Genomic DNA, 17,587 nt, shown 5'->3' with positions numbered 1-17,587 from the left:
CTTTTTTTTGCTGTACGCCGGGGTAGCAGTATTATGTTAAAATAGTTACATCTTATTTACGATTGTAATTGATATATTAGCGAGCCAACTAATTATACAACTTAAACGCCATAATCAATGTTAAATAAGCTTTTCTGTTTTGCAGCCTGCTTGTCGTGCCTTGTTTTTGTTAACAAAAGGGTGCAGGCACAGGGCCTGGGAATATTTGATAATCAAACAGATGTAGGTATCAATAAACTTCCCGGCGGCGGGCAATATGATGCCAAAACGCAGCAATATGAGCTTAGCGGGGCGGGGCAAAACATTTGGGCAACGCATGATGATTTTCATTTTGTGTGGAAACGCATGAAAGGCGATTTTATATTACGCACCAACGCCGCTTTTATTGGCAAAGGTGTCGAGCTGCACCGTAAGGTTGGCCTGATGGTACGCAGCACTTTAGATAGCAATTCAAAACATATAAATGCCGTTGTTCATGGCGACGGCCTTACCTCGCTGCAGTACCGCAAAACCGTTAGCGGAATTACCGAAGAAAAAAAAGCAAGTATCACCGCGGCAGATGTTATCCAGTTAGAGCGTAAGGGCAATACCTACACCATGTCGGTAGCCCGTAAAGGCGATCTGTTTGTTACCGAAGAAGTGAGCGACCTTGACCTGGGCGACGAAGTTTATGTTGGAATTTTTATTTGCTCGCACAATGCTGATGTAACCGAAAAGGCAACCTTCAGCAACGTACGTATTATAGTTCCGGCGCCTGCTACATTGGTACCTTATAAACAATACCTGGGCAGCAGCATCGAATTACTTGATCTGGAGACTCAAAACAGCACCATCGTTTACCAATCGCCACGATCATTGCAGGCGCCAAACTGGATGAAGGATGGGAAGGCATTGATTTACAATAGCGACGGGTCGTTGTTTAAGTTTGATCTTAAAACCAACACACCGGTACAACTCAATACAGCGCCGGCAAAAAACAATAATAACGATCATGTACTTTCTTTTGATAGTAAAATGCTGGTTATTAGCAGTGGCGATGGCGGCCCTTCTATAGGATACACTGTACCGGTTACAGGTGGCCAGGCAAAAAGGATTACGGCACCGGGCGTTGGCGCAAGCTATATGCACGGCTGGTCGCCGGATGGTAAATACCTCGTGTTTTGTGGTCAAAGAAACAAGGAGTTTGATGTATACCGCATCCCATCGGGAGGAGGAGCCGAAGAAAAGCTGACCAATACGCCTGGTTTGGATGATGGGCCAGAATATACGCCCGACGGAAAATATATCTACTTTAACTCTGTACGCAGCGGGTTGATGCAGATTTGGCGTATGAAAGCCGATGGCACCGAGCAAACGCAGATAACTAACGATGATTATAACAACTGGTTCCCGCACATATCGCCCGATGGCAAATGGATTGTATATATCACCTTCTTTAAAAACGAAGTAGCCCCGGATGATCACCCTTTTTACAAGCACGTATTTTTAAGGCTGATGCCAATAGGAGGCGGCCCGTCAAAAGTAATTGCCTACTTATACGGAGGACAGGGCACTATCAATACCCCGTCATGGGCGCCTGATAGTAAACACCTTGCTTTTGTAAGTAATTCAGATTTATTGTTCCCGGTATTCCCGAAAGAAAAATAGAGACAAGAATCAAGAGTCAAGAATTAAGACAAAACCGACGATGATTTACGGAAAACAAATTTTCGTTTTGGTTGGAATTACTTATATCTTGACTGCTGATTATAATTCTTGTCTTGACTCTTGATTCTTAACTCTTGATTCTAAAATTATGACTACACGCAGATCATTTTTAAAAACAGGCGCCCTGGCCGTTGCCGGCGCCTCCCTTTTGCCCGATAGCTTATTTGCCGCGCCCAAAAAACTCGAAAGGGTGGGGGTTCAGCTTTACAGTGTACGCGATGCCATGAAACTTGACCCTAAAGGAACGCTGAAAAAAATTGCCGACGCCGGTTATCATCATGTAGAACATGCCAATTATGTCGACCGGAAATTTTATGGCTTTACCGCAAAAGAATTCAAGGTTATCCTCAATGATCTGGCACTTAAAATGCCAAGTGGCCATACCGTAATGACAGCGCAACACTGGGACGAATCAAAAAAAGATTTTACCGATGCCTGGAAATATACGGTTGAAGACGCAGCCACCATGGGGCAAAAATTTGTAATAAGCCCATGGCTTGATGAAAAAGTACGCACGGATATGGATGCCCTGAAACGCGCCATGGAGCAGTTTAACAAATGCGGCGAGTTGTGCCAAAAATCGGCAATGAAATTTGGTTATCATAACCATCATTTCGAAATCAGCACCAAAATAGGCGATATCACCTTGTATGACTATATTATTCAAAACACCGATGCCTCATTGGTAGCACAGCAAATAGATATTGGTAATATGTTAACTACCGGCGGGCATGCGCTTGAATTTATTAACAAATATCCCGGCAGGTTTGAGTCGATGCACGTTAAAGACGAAATAAAGGTTGCCCCACATGATGGCGATGACACCGAAAGCTGCATTTTGGGCCAGGGTATTATGCCAGTGAAAGATATTGTAAAGGCGGGCAGTAAAAAAGGCGGCACCTCGCTTTTTATTATAGAGCAGGAGGCCTATCAGGGCAAAGATCCGGTGGAGAGTGTAAAAATTGATTTACAAATCATGAAAAAATGGGGTTATTAATAGTATAAGGGTAACTTACACCATCAACGGATTTAATTTTTGAGGCGGTTAGCTTAAAAGCCTAAAATTACTAAGTTTGAATTCCGTTATAAACGGTAAACACAGATTAGTTTAATTGCCTGCCTTGCCGCGGGTAAATAAACCAATTCCTGCTAAAACAATTTACTTAATATGCACAGGCGTACTGTAATAAAGAATTTGGCTTTGATAATAGGCGGGGCGGCAATACTTCCGGCATGCCATCGAATAGAAGGTAAGGCGTCTGTAACACTTAAAAATGTTGATATCAGCGCCGATCAGGAAAAGTTGGTGAGCGACATTGCTGAGACTATTATTCCAAAAACAACAACACCTGGTGCAAGGGACCTGAATCTGCATTTATTCGTATTCAAAATGCTGGATGATTGCTACAAAAAAGAAGATCAGCAGGCATTCATGACAGGTATGGGGCAGTTTACTGATGCTGTCAAAAATAAATATGATAAACCCTTTTCGGATTTAAGCCAGAAACAGCGCGAAGACGTGTTATTGAGCATCGAAAATGATAAGGACGAGAAAAGTACTGCAAATCCGAAGGAACTCAAATCTTTTTATGGGATAATAAAAAATCAAACCGTAAATGGTTATGTAAAATCTAAATATTTTATGACAAAACAAGTAGTGTATGAACTTGTACCGGGTAGGTATAACGCCCGTTTTCCATACAAGCAAAAGCAATCAGCATAAATAATGGCTAATTTAAATATAGATAGCGTTAAAGACAGAACATTTGATGCGATAGTGATTGGCTCGGGGATGAGTGGTGGCTGGGCTGCAAAAGAACTTACAGACAAGGGCCTTAAAACGCTGATATTGGAACGTGGCCGCGATGTAAAACACATTAAAGATTATCCCACTACCAATATGTACCCCTGGGAGTTTGAGCACCGTGGCGAACTGCCGGTGGCAATAAAAGAGGCCAACCCCATAGTAAACCGCTGTTATGCTTTTGGCGAGGATGCCGCTCACTTTTTTGTAAAAGATAATGATCATCCTTATGTACAGGAAAAACCGTTTGATTGGATTCGTGGTTACCAGGTAGGCGGTAAATCGCTGCTTTGGGCCCGCCAGACACAGCGTTGGAGCGAATTTGATTTTGAGGGCCCTGCGCGCGATGGTTTTGCTGTTGATTGGCCCATCCGGTATAAAGATATTGCCCCATGGTACAGCTATGTGGAGAAATTTGCCGGCATTTCGGGTAACAGGGATGGCATTCCGGAGTTGCCGGATGGCGAATTTTTGCCAGCTTTCCCATTAAATACCGTCGAAACCTATTTTAGTAACCACGTAAAAAGTAAATACAGCAACCGGCATGTAATTAGTGCTCGTTGCGCCCATTTATCTAAACCAAACCAAATTCATTTAGATCAGGGACGGGTGCAATGCCAGGAACGCATTTTGTGCCAGCGCGGCTGCCCGTTTGGCGGTTACTTTAGCGCAAATGCATCTACTATTCCCTGGGCATTAAAATCAGGCCACGCCACCTTACGTCCCTTTTCTGTTGTGCAGGAGATTATTTACGACGAGAAAAAAGGTAAGGCAAGTGGCGTTCGCGTTATCGATACTAATACAAAAGAAGCGATTGAATATTATGCCGATATCATTTTTGTAAATGCAGCTGCTTTAAATACCAACCTGGTGTTATTAAATTCAACTTCGCATCGTTTCCCTAACGGCCTTGGTAATGATAGTGGTGTGTTGGGTAAATATGTAGCCTTTCATAATTATTCGGCCCATATAGGGGCCGAGTACGACGGCGATAAGGAGTGGACAACTGATGGCCGTAACCCTGCCGGTGGTGGATATATTCCCCGTTTCCGTAACGTTTATAAACAGGAGACAGACTTTTTACGGGGCTATGCTTCCGGCTTTAGCGCGTACCGCTACCAGCAACGCCCATGGGATGGTGTTGGGGCCAGCTTAAAGGATAACCTGGTTAAAGATAACCTGAGTGGCTGGAAAGTAGGATCGCACATGATGGGCGAAACTATCCCGAAAGAGAGTAACTATGTAGCCCTTGATAAAGCATTGAAAGATCAGTGGGGTATACCGCAACTAAAAATATCGGTGGCATATGATGATAACGACGAGAAGATGAAGAAGGATTATGTGGAGCAGTTGACTGAGATGTTTACCAGCGCTGGTTTCACCAATATAAAAGCCAGCACCGATAACCGCGCGCCAGGGCTTGATATCCATGAAATGGGTGGCGCCCGGATGGGTAATGACCCTAAAACATCGGTATTAAATAAATGGAACCAGATGCATGCGGTAAAAAACGTATTTGTAACCGACGGCGCCTGCATGACCTCAACCTCATGCCAAAACCCATCGCTTACCTACATGGCCTTTACCGCGCGGGCAGCCGATTACGCTGTGAGCGAGATGAAAAAGGGGAACATATAGTAGTGAGTAGTGAATGGTGAGTAGTAAATGGAGAGTAGTTTAATTATAGACAGTCACCCATTCACCGCTCACTACTCACGCTCACCAACACATTGTGTAAAAAAAACACAAAGCTATATTTGTAAAATAATTTTTATTCATACATTTAACCGAACAACCAAGTAATAAACAAAATTTAACAACCTAATATAATTGTATGTCTGCAAATACTTATGACGCTATTGTCATCGGCTCGGGGATATCTGGTGGGTGGGCCGCCAAAGAACTGACACAAAAGGGTTTAAAAACCATTATGCTTGAACGCGGGCGCGATATCAAACATATAAAAGATTACGTGAACGCTACTAAAGATCCCTGGGATTTTACCCACAGGGGCGGGCGCACGCAAAAAATGATTGACGATTATCCTGTTTTAAAACGCGATTATCCGCTTAATGAGGTCAATCTTGATTATTGGGCAAGCGATAAAGACAGCCCTTACACAGAAACAAAAAGGTTCGATTGGTTTCGTGGTTACCACGTAGGCGGCCGTTCATTAATGTGGGGCAGGCAATCATACCGCTGGGCCGATGTTGATTTTGAAGCCAATTTGAAAGATGGCATTGCTGTCGACTGGCCTATCCGTTATAAGGATATAGCGCCGTGGTACAGCTATGCCGAGAAATTTGCAGGCATATCGGGTAACAGAGATGGCCTGGCCATTCTTCCTGATGGTGATTTTATGCCGCCGATGGAAATGAATGTGGTTGAAAAGGATGTTGCCAAAAGATTAAAAGATCATTATAAAGAAGCACGCGACATGATTATTGGCCGTACAGCCAATATCACCATACCGCATAACGACCGCACTAACTGCCAGTATCGCAATAAATGCTGGTTGGGTTGTCCGTTTGGTGCTTACTTTAGCACACAATCAGCTACATTGCCGGCTGCTATGGCTACCGGCAATTTAACAGTAAGGCCATGGTCTATCGTTACAAAAATTTTGTACGATAAGGATACCAAAAAAGCCAAAGGCGTTGAAGTACTGGATGCCGAAACCAACCAAACCTATGAGTATTTTGCAAAAATTGTTTTTGTGAATGCATCAACAATTAACTCAGCCTGGATTTTGATGAATTCGGCAACTGACGTTTGGGATGGCGGTTTGGGCAGCAGCAGCGGCGAACTTGGTCACAACCTGATGGATCATCACCTGGGTGTTGGCGCATCTGGCCGGTACGAAGGTTTTGAAGATAAATATTACTTTGGCCGCCGTGCAAACGGATTTTACATCCCTCGCTTTGCTAACCTTGGCGGCGATAAACGCGATTTTATACGTGGGTTTGGTTACCAGGGCGGTGCAAGCCGCGAAGGCTGGAGCAGGGATATTGCCGAATTAAATATCGGCGCGGCCTATAAAGATGCACTTACCGAACCAGGCACATGGTCGGTTGGTATGGGAGGCTTTGGCGAAACGCTGCCTTATCATGAAAATAAAGTAACGCTTGATAAAACCAAAAAAGACAAATGGGGACTCAACGTTGTTGCTATCGACGCCGAATTGAAGGATAACGAGAAAAAGATGCGCATTGCCATGGAAGCAGAAGGTAAGGCAATGTTAGAAGCCGCCGGCGTTAAAGATGTACAAACTCACAGCAGCAATCCGTTCCTTGGTCGTGGTATTCATGAAATGGGCACGGCACGTATGGGCCGCGATCCTAAAACATCGGTGCTAAACCAGTGGAACCAGGTTTGGGATGCCAAAAACGTGTTTGTTACCGATGGTTCTTGCATGACATCGGCCGCATGCCAAAACCCATCACTTACTTACATGGCGCTAACAGCCCGTGCAGCTAACTATGCAGTTGAAGCATTAAAGAAAAACGAGATCTAACAAAAACATCATAATACCATACCTATGTCTGAAGAAAAAGATAACGTTACTCCCAATCCATCGAGGCGGGATTTTATTAAAACCACTACGGTAGCTGCAGCAAGCTTCATGATCGTTCCGCGCTTTGTATTGGGCGGCAAAGGCTATATAGCGCCAAGCGACAAGCTTTTGATTGCCGGCGTTGGCGCTGGCGGTAAAGGCCAGAGCGATATTGCCAATTTTTATAAAAGCGGCAAAGCCGAAATTGCTTTCCTGTGCGACGTAGACGACAGGCGTGCAGCAAAATCACGTGCCGACTTCCCTAAAGCTAAATATTATAAAGACTGGCGCGAGATGTACGATAAAGAGCATAAACACTTTGATGCCGTATCAATCTCGACCCCTGATCATAACCATGCCATTATAACTTATAAGGCTATGCAAATGGGCAAACACGTTTACGTGCAAAAGCCAATGACGCATGATATTTGGGAAGCCCGCTTATTAACCGAAGCTGCAAAAAAATATAAAGTAGTAACCCAGATGGGTAACCAGGGATCATCAAATGATGGCACCCGTTTATTATCTGAATGGTATGATGCCGATTTGATTGGCGATGTACATACTGTTTACTGCTGGACAAACCGCCCGGTATGGCCGCAGGGAATTCAATGGCCGGCAGCCAACCCTAATATCCCTAAGGAATTAGATTGGGACCTGTGGTTGGGTACCGCACCTAAAAAAGACTACGTTGATAAATTAGTGCCGTTTAACTGGCGCGGATGGTGGGATTACGGAACAGGTGCCCTGGGCGATATGGGCTGTCACCTTGTTGAAGCTCCATTCAGGGTGTTGGGTATCCAGTATGCAAAGGATGTACAGGCCAGCGTTGGCAGCGTATATGTAGATGAGTTTAAAGAAGGCCATTTCCCTGAAAGCTGCCCTCCGTCAAGCCACATCACGTTAACATTCCCTAAAACCGATAAAACTAAAGGCGACGTTAAACTACACTGGATGGATGGTGGTATACAACCCGAAAGACCAGAAGAGTTATTGCCAAGCGAAAAATTTGGCGGCGAAGAGGGCAACGGAACATTATTTATTGGTACAAAAGGAAAAATGTACGCAAGTACCTATTCAGATGCGCCAACATTGTTGCCAACAGCGCTCACTAAGGATGCGAAAGCACCTCAGAAATGGGCACGCGTACAGGGTGGGGCAAATGGTCACTACGCACAATGGGTAGAGGGATGTTTGGCCGGCTATGGTAAAACAGAGTTAAGCTCATCTTTTGATAAGGCCGGGCCGCTTACCGAGGCTTTGTTAATGGCAAATCTTGCAGTACGTGGTCACGAATTACAAGGTGGCCGTGTAAAGCTGGTTTGGGATAACGAGGCTATGAAAGTAACTAACTTTGACCCGGTTAACCAATATATTAAGCGCAATTACCGCGAAGGTTTTGAGCTGAAAGCTTAAGTTAATTAGTGGGAGATAGTTAGTGAATTAGAGAATTAGTGAGTTAGTGATTTTGAAAATAAGGTAGCTAATGAACAAATTCAATAATTTACAGATCAAAAAAAATCACTAATTCACTAAATCAGTCATTCACTAATTACAAAATCATTCACTAATTAATAAAAAATTATAAAACAATGAATAGAAGAGACGCAATTAGCAGGGTGGGCTTGTTACTTGGAGGCGCGGTAATAGGAGCCGAGTTTTTCATTTCGGGCTGTAAATCGTCAACATCCGCTTCGGGTGTGGCCGACCTGTCTAAACCAGAAATTATTGCCTTCCTTGATGAGGTTGGCGAAACCATTTTACCGGCTACAAGTTCGCCGGGTGCCAAAGCGGCCGAAATAGGCAAGTTTATGGGCGTAATGGTAACCGATTGTTATAAGCCTGCCGATCAGGAAATATTTTTAAAAGGTATTTCTAATATTGACGAAGCCTGCAATAAAAAATTCGGCAAAAAATTCATGGAAGCGGATGCCAAACAACGCACAGAGTTGCTTACCCAACTTGATGCCGAGCAAAAAGCTTATACTAAAACTAAAAAGCCAGAAGATACTAACCATTATTTCAGGATGATGAAGGAGTTGACCCTGTTGGGTTTCTTCACTTCAAAACCCGGTGCAACCCAGGCTTTGCGTTACCTGCCTGTACCCGGCAAATACGATGGTAATTTCCCATACAAAAAAGGAGATAAGGCCTGGGCGACCTAATGGGTTGGTTTGTGGTGGATTGAGTTGATTAGGTGAGCGGTTGAATAAGAGAGTGGTTGATTGAGTTGAAAAAGAGAATGGTTGATTGAGTTAATGGGGTTTTAATCCTATCAACTTAATTAACATAATCTAACTCAGTCAACACAATCCAACCTAATCAACCCAGTAAACCACTCACTTAATGATAATTGGTTTGTGGTTGATTAAGTTGATTGAATTGGCATGGGTTGCCTGAGTTAAATAAATGGTTTGCAAAGTTGGAAAATATATGAACAGCAATGTTTTGAAAAATCAACTCAAATAGCCAAATTTACCCCATTCAATCGATTGTATTCTGATTTAATTAATCAACTCAATCTAACTTGATCAACTCAATTCAACAAAACATAAACAATGAAACTAAGATTAGGAATGATTGGCGGCGGGCAAGGTGCGTTTATTGGCGCCGTGCACAGGATTGCCGCCCGCATTGATGGCGAATATGAATTGGTTTGCGGGGCTTTTAGCAGTAACGCCGAAAAATCGAAAGCAAGCGGCGTTTTGCTGGGCTTGCCCGAAAATCGCGTTTACAGTTCATATACCGAACTTATTGAAAAAGAAAAACAGCTACCTGAAGACCAGCGTGTTCAGGTAATTAGCATAGTTACACCAAACCATGTGCACTTTGATCCGTCAAAAGCTGCATTGGAAAATGGCTTTCATGTTGTTTTAGATAAACCAATGACATTTTCATTGGCCGAGGCTAAAGAACTGGAAAAAGTAGTGAAATCAAGCGGTAAATTATTTTGCTTAACACATACCTACACCGGCTATCCTATGGTAAAGGAAGCTAAGCAACTGATAAAAGCCGGTAAACTGGGCACAATCCGAAAAGTTTATGTAGAGTATCCGCAAGGATGGTTAAGCAGCTTTTTAGAAGGGGATGATAACAAACAAGCCTCGTGGCGTACCGACCCAGGTAAAAGTGGGATAGCCGGCGCCATGGGTGATATTGGTACCCATGCTTTTAACCTTGCCGAATATGTAACCGGGCTGCAGGTAACAAAAATATGTGCCGATATTAACGTAGTTGTGCCGGGCCGTAAGCTTGACGATGACGGGGCAGCATTACTAAAATTTGATAACGGCGCAAGCGGTGTGCTTACGGCTACCCAGATTGCTGCAGGCGAAGAAAATAACGTAAAGATTAGGGTTTACGGCGAAAAAGGCGGCCTTGAATGGCATCAAAGTGATGCTAATTCATTAACCCTGATGTATACCGATAAGCCGATGGAAGTATGGCGCACAGGAGGTGGGTACACCAGCTCATTTGCGCAGCATAACACCCGCACACCGGCCGGCCACCCGGAAGGTTACCTGGAAGCTTTTGCCAACTTGTACCGCAATTTCGCCTTAACGGTAAAGGCAGGTTTGGAGGGTAGGGAAGCTACACCCGAAGAACTGGATTATCCCGGCATCGAAGAAGGTGTACGCGGTATGGCGTTCATCGAAAATGTGATCGCTTCGGGCAAATCAGATAAAAAGTGGACTGAGTTTACTATCTAACCAAAAACTATGAAAACCATTAAAGGACCTGCAATATTTATAGCTCAATTTATAGGCGACAATGCCCCTTTTAACAGCCTGGATTCTATTTGCCAATGGGCAGCCGGGCTTGGCTACAAAGGCGTACAACTGCCAACGCTGGATGCCCGTTTTATTGATCTGCAAAAAGCTGCCGAAAGCAAAACTTATGCTGAAGAAGTAAAAGGTGTAGTAAACAGCCACGGATTGGAGATTACCGAATTATCAACCCACCTGCAAGGGCAGCTGGTAGCCGTAAACCCAGTTTACGACGAACTATTTGATGGGTTTGCTCCCGAGCAATACCGTAAAAATCCTGTGGAAAGGCAAAAATGGGCTGTACAGCAACTTAAATACGCTGCGCAGGCTTCAAAAAATTTAGGCCTGCAGGCATCTGTTACTTTTAGCGGCGCACTGCTTTGGCCTATGGTATACCCATGGCCGCAACGCCCTGCCGGTATTGTAGAAACCGCTTTTGAAGAATTAGCTAAACGCTGGACACCTATTCTTGATATTTACGAGGATAATGGTATCGATTTATGCTACGAAGTACACCCGGGCGAAGATCTGCATGATGGTATTACCTTCGAAATGTTTTTGGATAAGGTGAAGGGACACAAACGGGCCAATTTATTGTATGATCCATCGCATTTTGTTTTACAATGCCTGGATTATTTAGAATATATCGACTTGTATCACGAACGCATCAAAATGTTTCACGTTAAGGATGCCGAGTTTAACCCGACAGGTAGACAGGGTGTGTACGGCGGTTACCAAAACTGGGTTGATCGTGCAGGCCGTTTCCGCTCATTAGGTGATGGACAGGTTGATTTTAAGGCGATATTTAGCAAGCTGACGCAATATGATTTCCCCGGATGGGCCGTGCTGGAATGGGAATGCGCGCTTAAACATCCCGAAGACGGTGCCCGTGAAGGTGCGGAGTTTATCAAAAATCACATCATCCGTGTAACCGAACGCGCTTTTGATGATTTCGCCGCATCAGGCGCCGACGATGTGCTTAACAGAAAGACACTGGGAATATAAAAATCAGTACATTTGGAATAGCCAATTAACCAATTAATTAAACTTAATATATTTAAATGCAAACCATTAACCGCACACAACTATTCAGGGCCAGTTGTTTATCCCTGTTGGTAACATCATTATCATTCGGTATCCGTGCCGGTATATTGAATGACCAGGGAGTTAGATTTCATCTTAACGCCTCCGAATTGGGCACAATTGCAGCTACAGCGTTCTGGGGCTTTCCCCTTGCCATCATTGTAGGCGGCTTTATAGTCGATATCATTGGTATGAAAAAACTGTTGGTCTCAGCATTTATTTTTCATTTAATAGGTATACTTCTTACGATTTTTGCTGATGGATATTGGACTTTATTCCTGTCGACGCTAATGATCGGAATTGCTAATGGTACTGTTGAGGCATCGTGTAACCCTTTAGTTGCCTCCCTTTATACTGATAATAAAACTACTAAGCTAAACCATTTTCACTTGTGGTTTCCTGCTGGTATTGTTATAGGCACACTAATTGTATTTGCGTTGGATAATACTCTTGCGCATGGAGCATTAGAAAAACCCTATTGGATTTCAAAAGTTGAGATAGCAATTATGCTTATTCCAACTTTGATTTATGGTTATCTGTTCTCCAAGTTGGATTTTCCGGTTACCGAACGTGTTTCGTCAGGTGTCAGTACGAGTGAGATGTACAAAGCCCTTATCAACCCATTATTTCTTTTTATGATCATCTGCATGTTTGGTACAGCTATTACCGAGTTGTTTACTAATCAATGGACTGATGTTCTGTTTAAGACTGTTACTAACAATGCAATCCTTATTTTAACTTTTGTGGCATCTGTGCAGGTGTTAGGCCGAGCTTTCGCCAGCCCTATTGTTCATAAGCTCGCACCTCAAGGGGTTCTGCTCATTTCGGCTATTTTGTCCGCGCTTGGAATTTATCTCATGATTCATTTACATGGCGATGCGATTTATTTCGCTGCAGTTGTATTTGGATTAGGTGTTGCTTTTTTCTGGCCTTGTATGATTGGCTTTGTAGCCGAAAATTTACCACGTACCGGGGCAGTAGGCCTAAACCTTATGGGTGGAGCCGGGATGTTTGGGGTGTCGATTTATATGATATTTATGGGCGGATATTACGATGGCATAATGGTTCAGAAACTTCCATCGGGCGCAAATATAGATGCTTATCGTTCTGCTGCTGCTGGTACAGACATGGCTAAGGCCTTTGATGCTGCCAGATCTGCGGCAGGCCCCGAAGTATTAAATACAACTCTTGTTATACCTATTGCCTTAATTGTAGCTTTTACCGGATTGGTGTTTTACATGCGTGCAAAGAAAAAAACAGCGCCGTTAAGCCAGGTAACTGTTTAACAAATCATATTTTTTAGGATAAAAATTGTATTTTTCGGCACAATTAATAAATGAAATTAAAAACAGTATAAAGCATCAAAATTATAGGTAAAACTTAACCAAGTTGATGCTTTATATTTAATTAAAAAACAAAATCAATGGGGGTAAAGCCCTGTTACCCTAAAAACAAATTAACTCAATGAAAAAGGCTTTTTTTATTCTTGGTATCTGTGCGGTAGTTTCTGCCTGTGGTGGCAATTCGGCAAGTAAAGGTGGTAGCGATAGTACCACGGCGGCAAATCAAACTGCCAAGGCAACTAATTCTGATGCTGATACCAATGCTACTAAAACCGGTACCGAAGCGGCAGGTGGCTCGGCGGGCTCAAGTGCCGGCGAAAAATTATTGGCGGCCAATGATTGTGGAACTTGTCATAAAGTTGACACAAAAGTTATTGGCCCATCCTTCCAGGATATCGCTAAGAAATATGACGCTTCTGAAGCCAATATTGAGATGTTGGCCAAAAAAGTAATTGCCGGAGGTAGCGGTAACTGGGGTACAATGGCAATGACCCCGCACCCTGCACTTGCCGAAAGCGATGCGAAAGAAATAGTACAATATATTCTTGCACAAAAAAAATAACCCGATAATTTATAAGGGCAATAAGTTTTAGATAATCAGGCTGATCATTTAATAGTCCGGCAAGTATAGCCGGTGCTTTTTGTCCTGTTTTATAAAATTATTAAAGGTGCTTAACCAATTATAATCCGGAGAGTAACACTCCCCGGAATAAACCGATAATTAACCATGGAATCAAATCAAAACAGGCGGTCGGCTATAAAAAATATAGTTACCGGTACAGCAGCCATTACCGCGGCCGGCATGTTATCGTCATTTAAACCCGGGGAAAAAGAAATGGTAGTTGATACTGCGCTAAAAGGTAATATTAACCATGCCGTATGCCGCTGGTGCTATGGCGATATGACAGTTGAACAGCTTTGCGCAGCCGCTAAAGATATTGGCATAAAAGGCATCGACCTGGTTGGCCCGGCAGACTGGCCCACACTTAAAAAGTATGGCCTGTACTCATCTATGTGTAACGGTGCCGAAATTAACCTGACCGATGGTTTTGGCGATACGCAGTTTCATGCCCAGTTACATAAAAACTACAGCGAAATGATTCCCAAGGTTGCTGCAGCCGGTTATAAAAACCTGATCTGTTTTAGCGGCAGCCGTCGCGGAAAAGACAATGAAACCGGTTGGAATAATTGTGTGGAGGGTTTGAAACCAATGGTTGAACTGGCCGAAAAACACAACATTGTGCTGGTAATGGAACTGCTAAACAGCAAAATTGACCACAAAGATTACCAATGCGACAGGGTAGAGTGGGGTGCCGAACTGGCCAAAAGGATAGGATCGGAACATTTTAAATTGCTGTTTGATATTTATCACATGCAGATTGATGAAGGTGATGTGATCCGTAATATACGTCAATATCACCCATATATTAACCACTACCATACAGGCGGCGTACCCGGCCGTAACGAGATTGACGAAACACAGGAGCTTTATTACCCGGCAATAATGAAAGCTATTGTAGAAACCGGTCATAAAGGTTTTGTTGCGCAGGAATTTATTCCGAAGCAAAAAGACAAGGTGGCATCGCTGCGTAAAGCGGTACATATTTGCGACGTTTAAACCTTATGGTTTAAATACACTCCAATGCTATATTAACCAAACAGAAATACATGACATCCAGAAGAACATTTTTAGCGCAGGCCGGTATACTTTCGGCAGGTGCAATGTTAGCGCCGTCTTTATTATCGGCAAAAGAAAAGAAAGGTGCGGGCCTGCAGTTATATAGCTTGCGTAACGAGTTACCTGCCGATGTAAAAGGTGTAATAGGTAAAGTGGCTAAAGCTGGTTACAAAGAAGTGGAAACCTTTGGCTATAACAAAGAAAAAGGCTACTGGGGACTGCCCAGCAAAGATTTTGGAACGTTGTTAAAGGATAACGGACTCAGCAGCCCAAGCGGTCACTATGGTTTAGACTCGTACTTTGGCGAAGGAAAAACCGATGATTTAAATATGTATATGGAGGTTGCCAACACTATTGGTCAAACTTATATCATAGTACCTTCATTAAACCATAATTTCATAAAAACGGTTGACGACTGCAAAGGCGTTGCCGAAAAAATGAATAAAGCCGCCGAGATATGCAAAGCTTCGGGTTTAAAATTAGGTTACCACAACCATAACTTTGAATGGGCGCCGGTTGGCGATACCACGTTTTACGATGTAGTATTAAACAATACCGACCCTAAACTGGTTAATATGGAGATGGATTTATACTGGGTGGTACGTGCCGGCCAGGATCCTTTGGCTATTTTTGAAAAGCACCCCGGACGTTTTACTTTTGTGCATATTAAAGACAGGGATAAAACCAATCCAAACCTGAATACCGAGATTGGTACAGGCGATATTGATTTTGTGAAGATATTGGGCAAAGCACAACAGGCGGGTATAAAACACTTTATTGTTGAGCAAGAGAATTTTACCAATATTGATCCATATGTAAGCATAGCCAAAAGCGCTGCCTACTTAAAAAGTACGCTTCACATATAATAAACCAAATAACAACATGAAATATTCAATAATATTAGCAACCATTTTAGCCGGGAGTTTTTTAATGGCTAATGCGCAAAATGCTAAACCAGAGGATACCGAAATTTGGGAGCCAATTCCTAAAGCAGTAGTGCCGGGTAAGGTTTTGGGCGATGCCCCTTCTGACGCTATTATTTTGTTTGATGGTAAAGGCCTTGATGAGTGGGTTGACGTAGAAACCCAAACACCGGCTAAATGGACGGTAAAGGGCGATGTGCTTACAGTAAATAAAGCTACCGGAAATATAGAAACAAAGAAAAAATTTACTAATTATCAATTACACATTGAGTGGCGTGTGCCTGCGAGCATTACAGGCAGCGGCCAGGCCCGTGGCAATAGCGGCGTGTTTTTAGCATCAATAGGTAAAGGTGATGCCGGTTATGAGCTACAGGTTTTAGATTCGTACAACAACAAAACTTACGTAAACGGCATGGCAGGCAGTTTGTACAAACAGGTTATCCCGTTGGCAAACCCAGGCCGCAAACCAGGCGAGTGGAATGTCTATGATGTGGTATGGACAGCCCCTGTGTTTAACCAGGACGGTACACTGAAATCTGCCGCAAGGGCAACCGTTTTCTTTAACGGCGTATTGGTTGAAAACAACTTTGAACTGCTTGGCCCAACCCAATACATTGGTAAACCATCTTATGAAGGTAAAGCCCATGGCGCATCGCCAATAAAACTGCAAGCGCATGGCGATAAAAGCGAACCGCTTAGCTTCCGCAATATCTGGGTAAGGGAATTGTAAGTAATTATTAAAAATGTTTGAGAAGCCTGTTCCTGATTTATGGAACGGGCTTTTTAAGTTTATAATGGCGCAAAATTTCTCTACCCAAAAAACTTTGTCTTGTTGAGAAAATGGCGCAAATAAATTAATAAAATGCCCGAAAATTAGAATTTGAAATTATATTTACGAAATTTTAAGCATCCATGAAAACACAACTTACCCGTATTTTAACCTTGGCTTTTAGCTTTTTGCTTTTTGCTTTCAGCTTATCCGCCTCGCCCAAAAGGTATTATTACGAGCTTAAAGTTTATCATTATAAAACATTGGATCAGGAAGCTAAGATTGAGCATTATTTAAAAGATGCCTATTTGCCCGCGCTACACAGGGCAGGCATACCCAATGTTGGTGTGTTTAAACCGATAAAGCAGGATACAGCCGACATGCGTATTTATGTTTACACACCTTTTACCAGCTTAGATAAGCTTACCGGCATTGATAAAAAATTACAAGGTGATACCCAATATTTTACCGATGGGGAGGAGTATATGAACGCCGATTATAAAGATGCCCCGTATACGCGCATTGAAATTATGATATTGCACGCTTTTCCGGGCATGCCGGCGCCCTCGGTTCCACAGCTTACCGGTAATAAAGCAGATAGGGTTTACGAACTCAGAAGCTATGAAAGCCCCACAGAAAAATATAACTACAATAAAGTGCGCATGTTTAATGACGGCGACGAGATAGGCCTGTTTAAACGCCTTGGTTTTAACGCGGTTTTTTACTCGGAGGTTGTTTCAGGCTCGCACATGCCCAACCTTATGTACATGACTACTTTTAACAGTAAAGAAGAAAGAGAAAAGCACTGGGCAGCGTTTAGTAACGATACCTATTGGAAAACCCTCTCGGCAAAAGCCGAGTATCAGCACAATGTGTCGAAAGCTGATATCTTTTTTCTTTTCCCAACGGATTATTCTGATTATTAGGCAATCCATTTAGTTGTAGTTGTTAAAAAGCAAC

At 43.1% G+C, this 17,587-nt stretch carries 15 protein-coding genes; all 15 read left to right on the top strand.

Translation table 11 applies throughout. From position 1 onward, the window contains the following. Nucleotides 1–117 precede the first annotated feature (117 nt). The gene (locus tag BMX56_RS22760) at nt 118–1,647 is read left to right on the top strand and encodes a TolB family protein (protein WP_090651991.1); all 1,530 of its coding nucleotides are present in this window, start codon (nt 118–120) and stop codon (nt 1,645–1,647) included. Between the two features lie 148 nt (nt 1,648–1,795). Further along, nucleotides 1,796–2,704 (top strand): sugar phosphate isomerase/epimerase family protein, encoded by a 909-nt coding sequence (locus BMX56_RS22755; RefSeq protein WP_090651990.1) that lies wholly within the window; start codon nt 1,796–1,798, stop codon nt 2,702–2,704. Nucleotides 2,705–2,875: 171 nt separating this feature from the next. Beyond that, a complete protein-coding gene (locus BMX56_RS22750) occupies nt 2,876–3,430 on the top strand; it encodes a gluconate 2-dehydrogenase subunit 3 family protein (RefSeq protein ID WP_090651989.1) in 555 nt (184 codons plus the stop codon). Nucleotides 3,431–3,433: 3 nt separating this feature from the next. Continuing rightward, the gene (locus BMX56_RS22745) at nt 3,434–5,149 is read left to right on the top strand and encodes a GMC oxidoreductase (RefSeq protein ID WP_090651988.1); all 1,716 of its coding nucleotides are present in this window, start codon (nt 3,434–3,436) and stop codon (nt 5,147–5,149) included. A 196-nt stretch (nt 5,150–5,345) separates the two neighbouring features. Next, a complete protein-coding gene (locus tag BMX56_RS22740; RefSeq protein WP_090651987.1) occupies nt 5,346–7,025 on the top strand; it encodes a GMC oxidoreductase in 1,680 nt (559 codons plus the stop codon). A 24-nt stretch (nt 7,026–7,049) separates the two neighbouring features. Next, on the top strand, nt 7,050–8,480 hold the full coding sequence (locus BMX56_RS22735; RefSeq protein ID WP_090651986.1) for a Gfo/Idh/MocA family protein: 1,431 nt from the start codon (nt 7,050–7,052) through the stop codon (nt 8,478–8,480). Between the two features lie 176 nt (nt 8,481–8,656). Beyond that, on the top strand, nt 8,657–9,229 hold the full coding sequence (locus BMX56_RS22730; protein WP_090651985.1) for a gluconate 2-dehydrogenase subunit 3 family protein: 573 nt from the start codon (nt 8,657–8,659) through the stop codon (nt 9,227–9,229). A 393-nt stretch (nt 9,230–9,622) separates the two neighbouring features. Then, nucleotides 9,623–10,774, top strand: a complete 1,152-nt coding sequence (locus tag BMX56_RS22725) for a Gfo/Idh/MocA family protein (RefSeq protein WP_255369895.1) — start codon at nt 9,623–9,625, stop codon at nt 10,772–10,774. A gap of 9 nt (nt 10,775–10,783) precedes the next feature. Beyond that, nucleotides 10,784–11,836, top strand: a complete 1,053-nt coding sequence (locus BMX56_RS22720; protein WP_090651983.1) for a sugar phosphate isomerase/epimerase family protein — start codon at nt 10,784–10,786, stop codon at nt 11,834–11,836. 56 nt (nt 11,837–11,892) lie between these two features. Beyond that, nucleotides 11,893–13,200 carry an MFS transporter gene (locus tag BMX56_RS22715; RefSeq protein WP_090651982.1) on the top strand — a complete coding sequence of 436 codons (1,308 nt, stop codon included), beginning with the start codon at nt 11,893–11,895 and terminating at the stop codon, nt 13,198–13,200. A gap of 178 nt (nt 13,201–13,378) precedes the next feature. After that, the gene (locus tag BMX56_RS22710; protein WP_090651981.1) at nt 13,379–13,819 is read left to right on the top strand and encodes a c-type cytochrome; all 441 of its coding nucleotides are present in this window, start codon (nt 13,379–13,381) and stop codon (nt 13,817–13,819) included. Between the two features lie 165 nt (nt 13,820–13,984). After that, the gene (locus BMX56_RS22705) at nt 13,985–14,875 is read left to right on the top strand and encodes a hydroxypyruvate isomerase family protein (RefSeq protein WP_090651980.1); all 891 of its coding nucleotides are present in this window, start codon (nt 13,985–13,987) and stop codon (nt 14,873–14,875) included. A 50-nt stretch (nt 14,876–14,925) separates the two neighbouring features. Next, nucleotides 14,926–15,801 (top strand): sugar phosphate isomerase/epimerase family protein, encoded by an 876-nt coding sequence (locus BMX56_RS22700; protein WP_090651979.1) that lies wholly within the window; start codon nt 14,926–14,928, stop codon nt 15,799–15,801. A gap of 16 nt (nt 15,802–15,817) precedes the next feature. Then, the gene (locus BMX56_RS22695) at nt 15,818–16,588 is read left to right on the top strand and encodes a 3-keto-disaccharide hydrolase (protein ID WP_090651978.1); all 771 of its coding nucleotides are present in this window, start codon (nt 15,818–15,820) and stop codon (nt 16,586–16,588) included. Nucleotides 16,589–16,770: 182 nt separating this feature from the next. Beyond that, a complete protein-coding gene (locus BMX56_RS22690; protein ID WP_090651977.1) occupies nt 16,771–17,553 on the top strand; it encodes an NIPSNAP family protein in 783 nt (260 codons plus the stop codon). Nucleotides 17,554–17,587: the final 34 nt, after the last annotated feature.

The organism is Mucilaginibacter sp. OK283 (genome assembly GCF_900110415.1).
In the GTDB taxonomy this organism is placed as follows: Bacteria; Bacteroidota; Bacteroidia; order Sphingobacteriales; family Sphingobacteriaceae; genus Mucilaginibacter.
The sequence above is the reverse complement of the archived record's forward strand: the minus strand, read 5'-3'. Positions and strand labels throughout refer to the sequence as shown.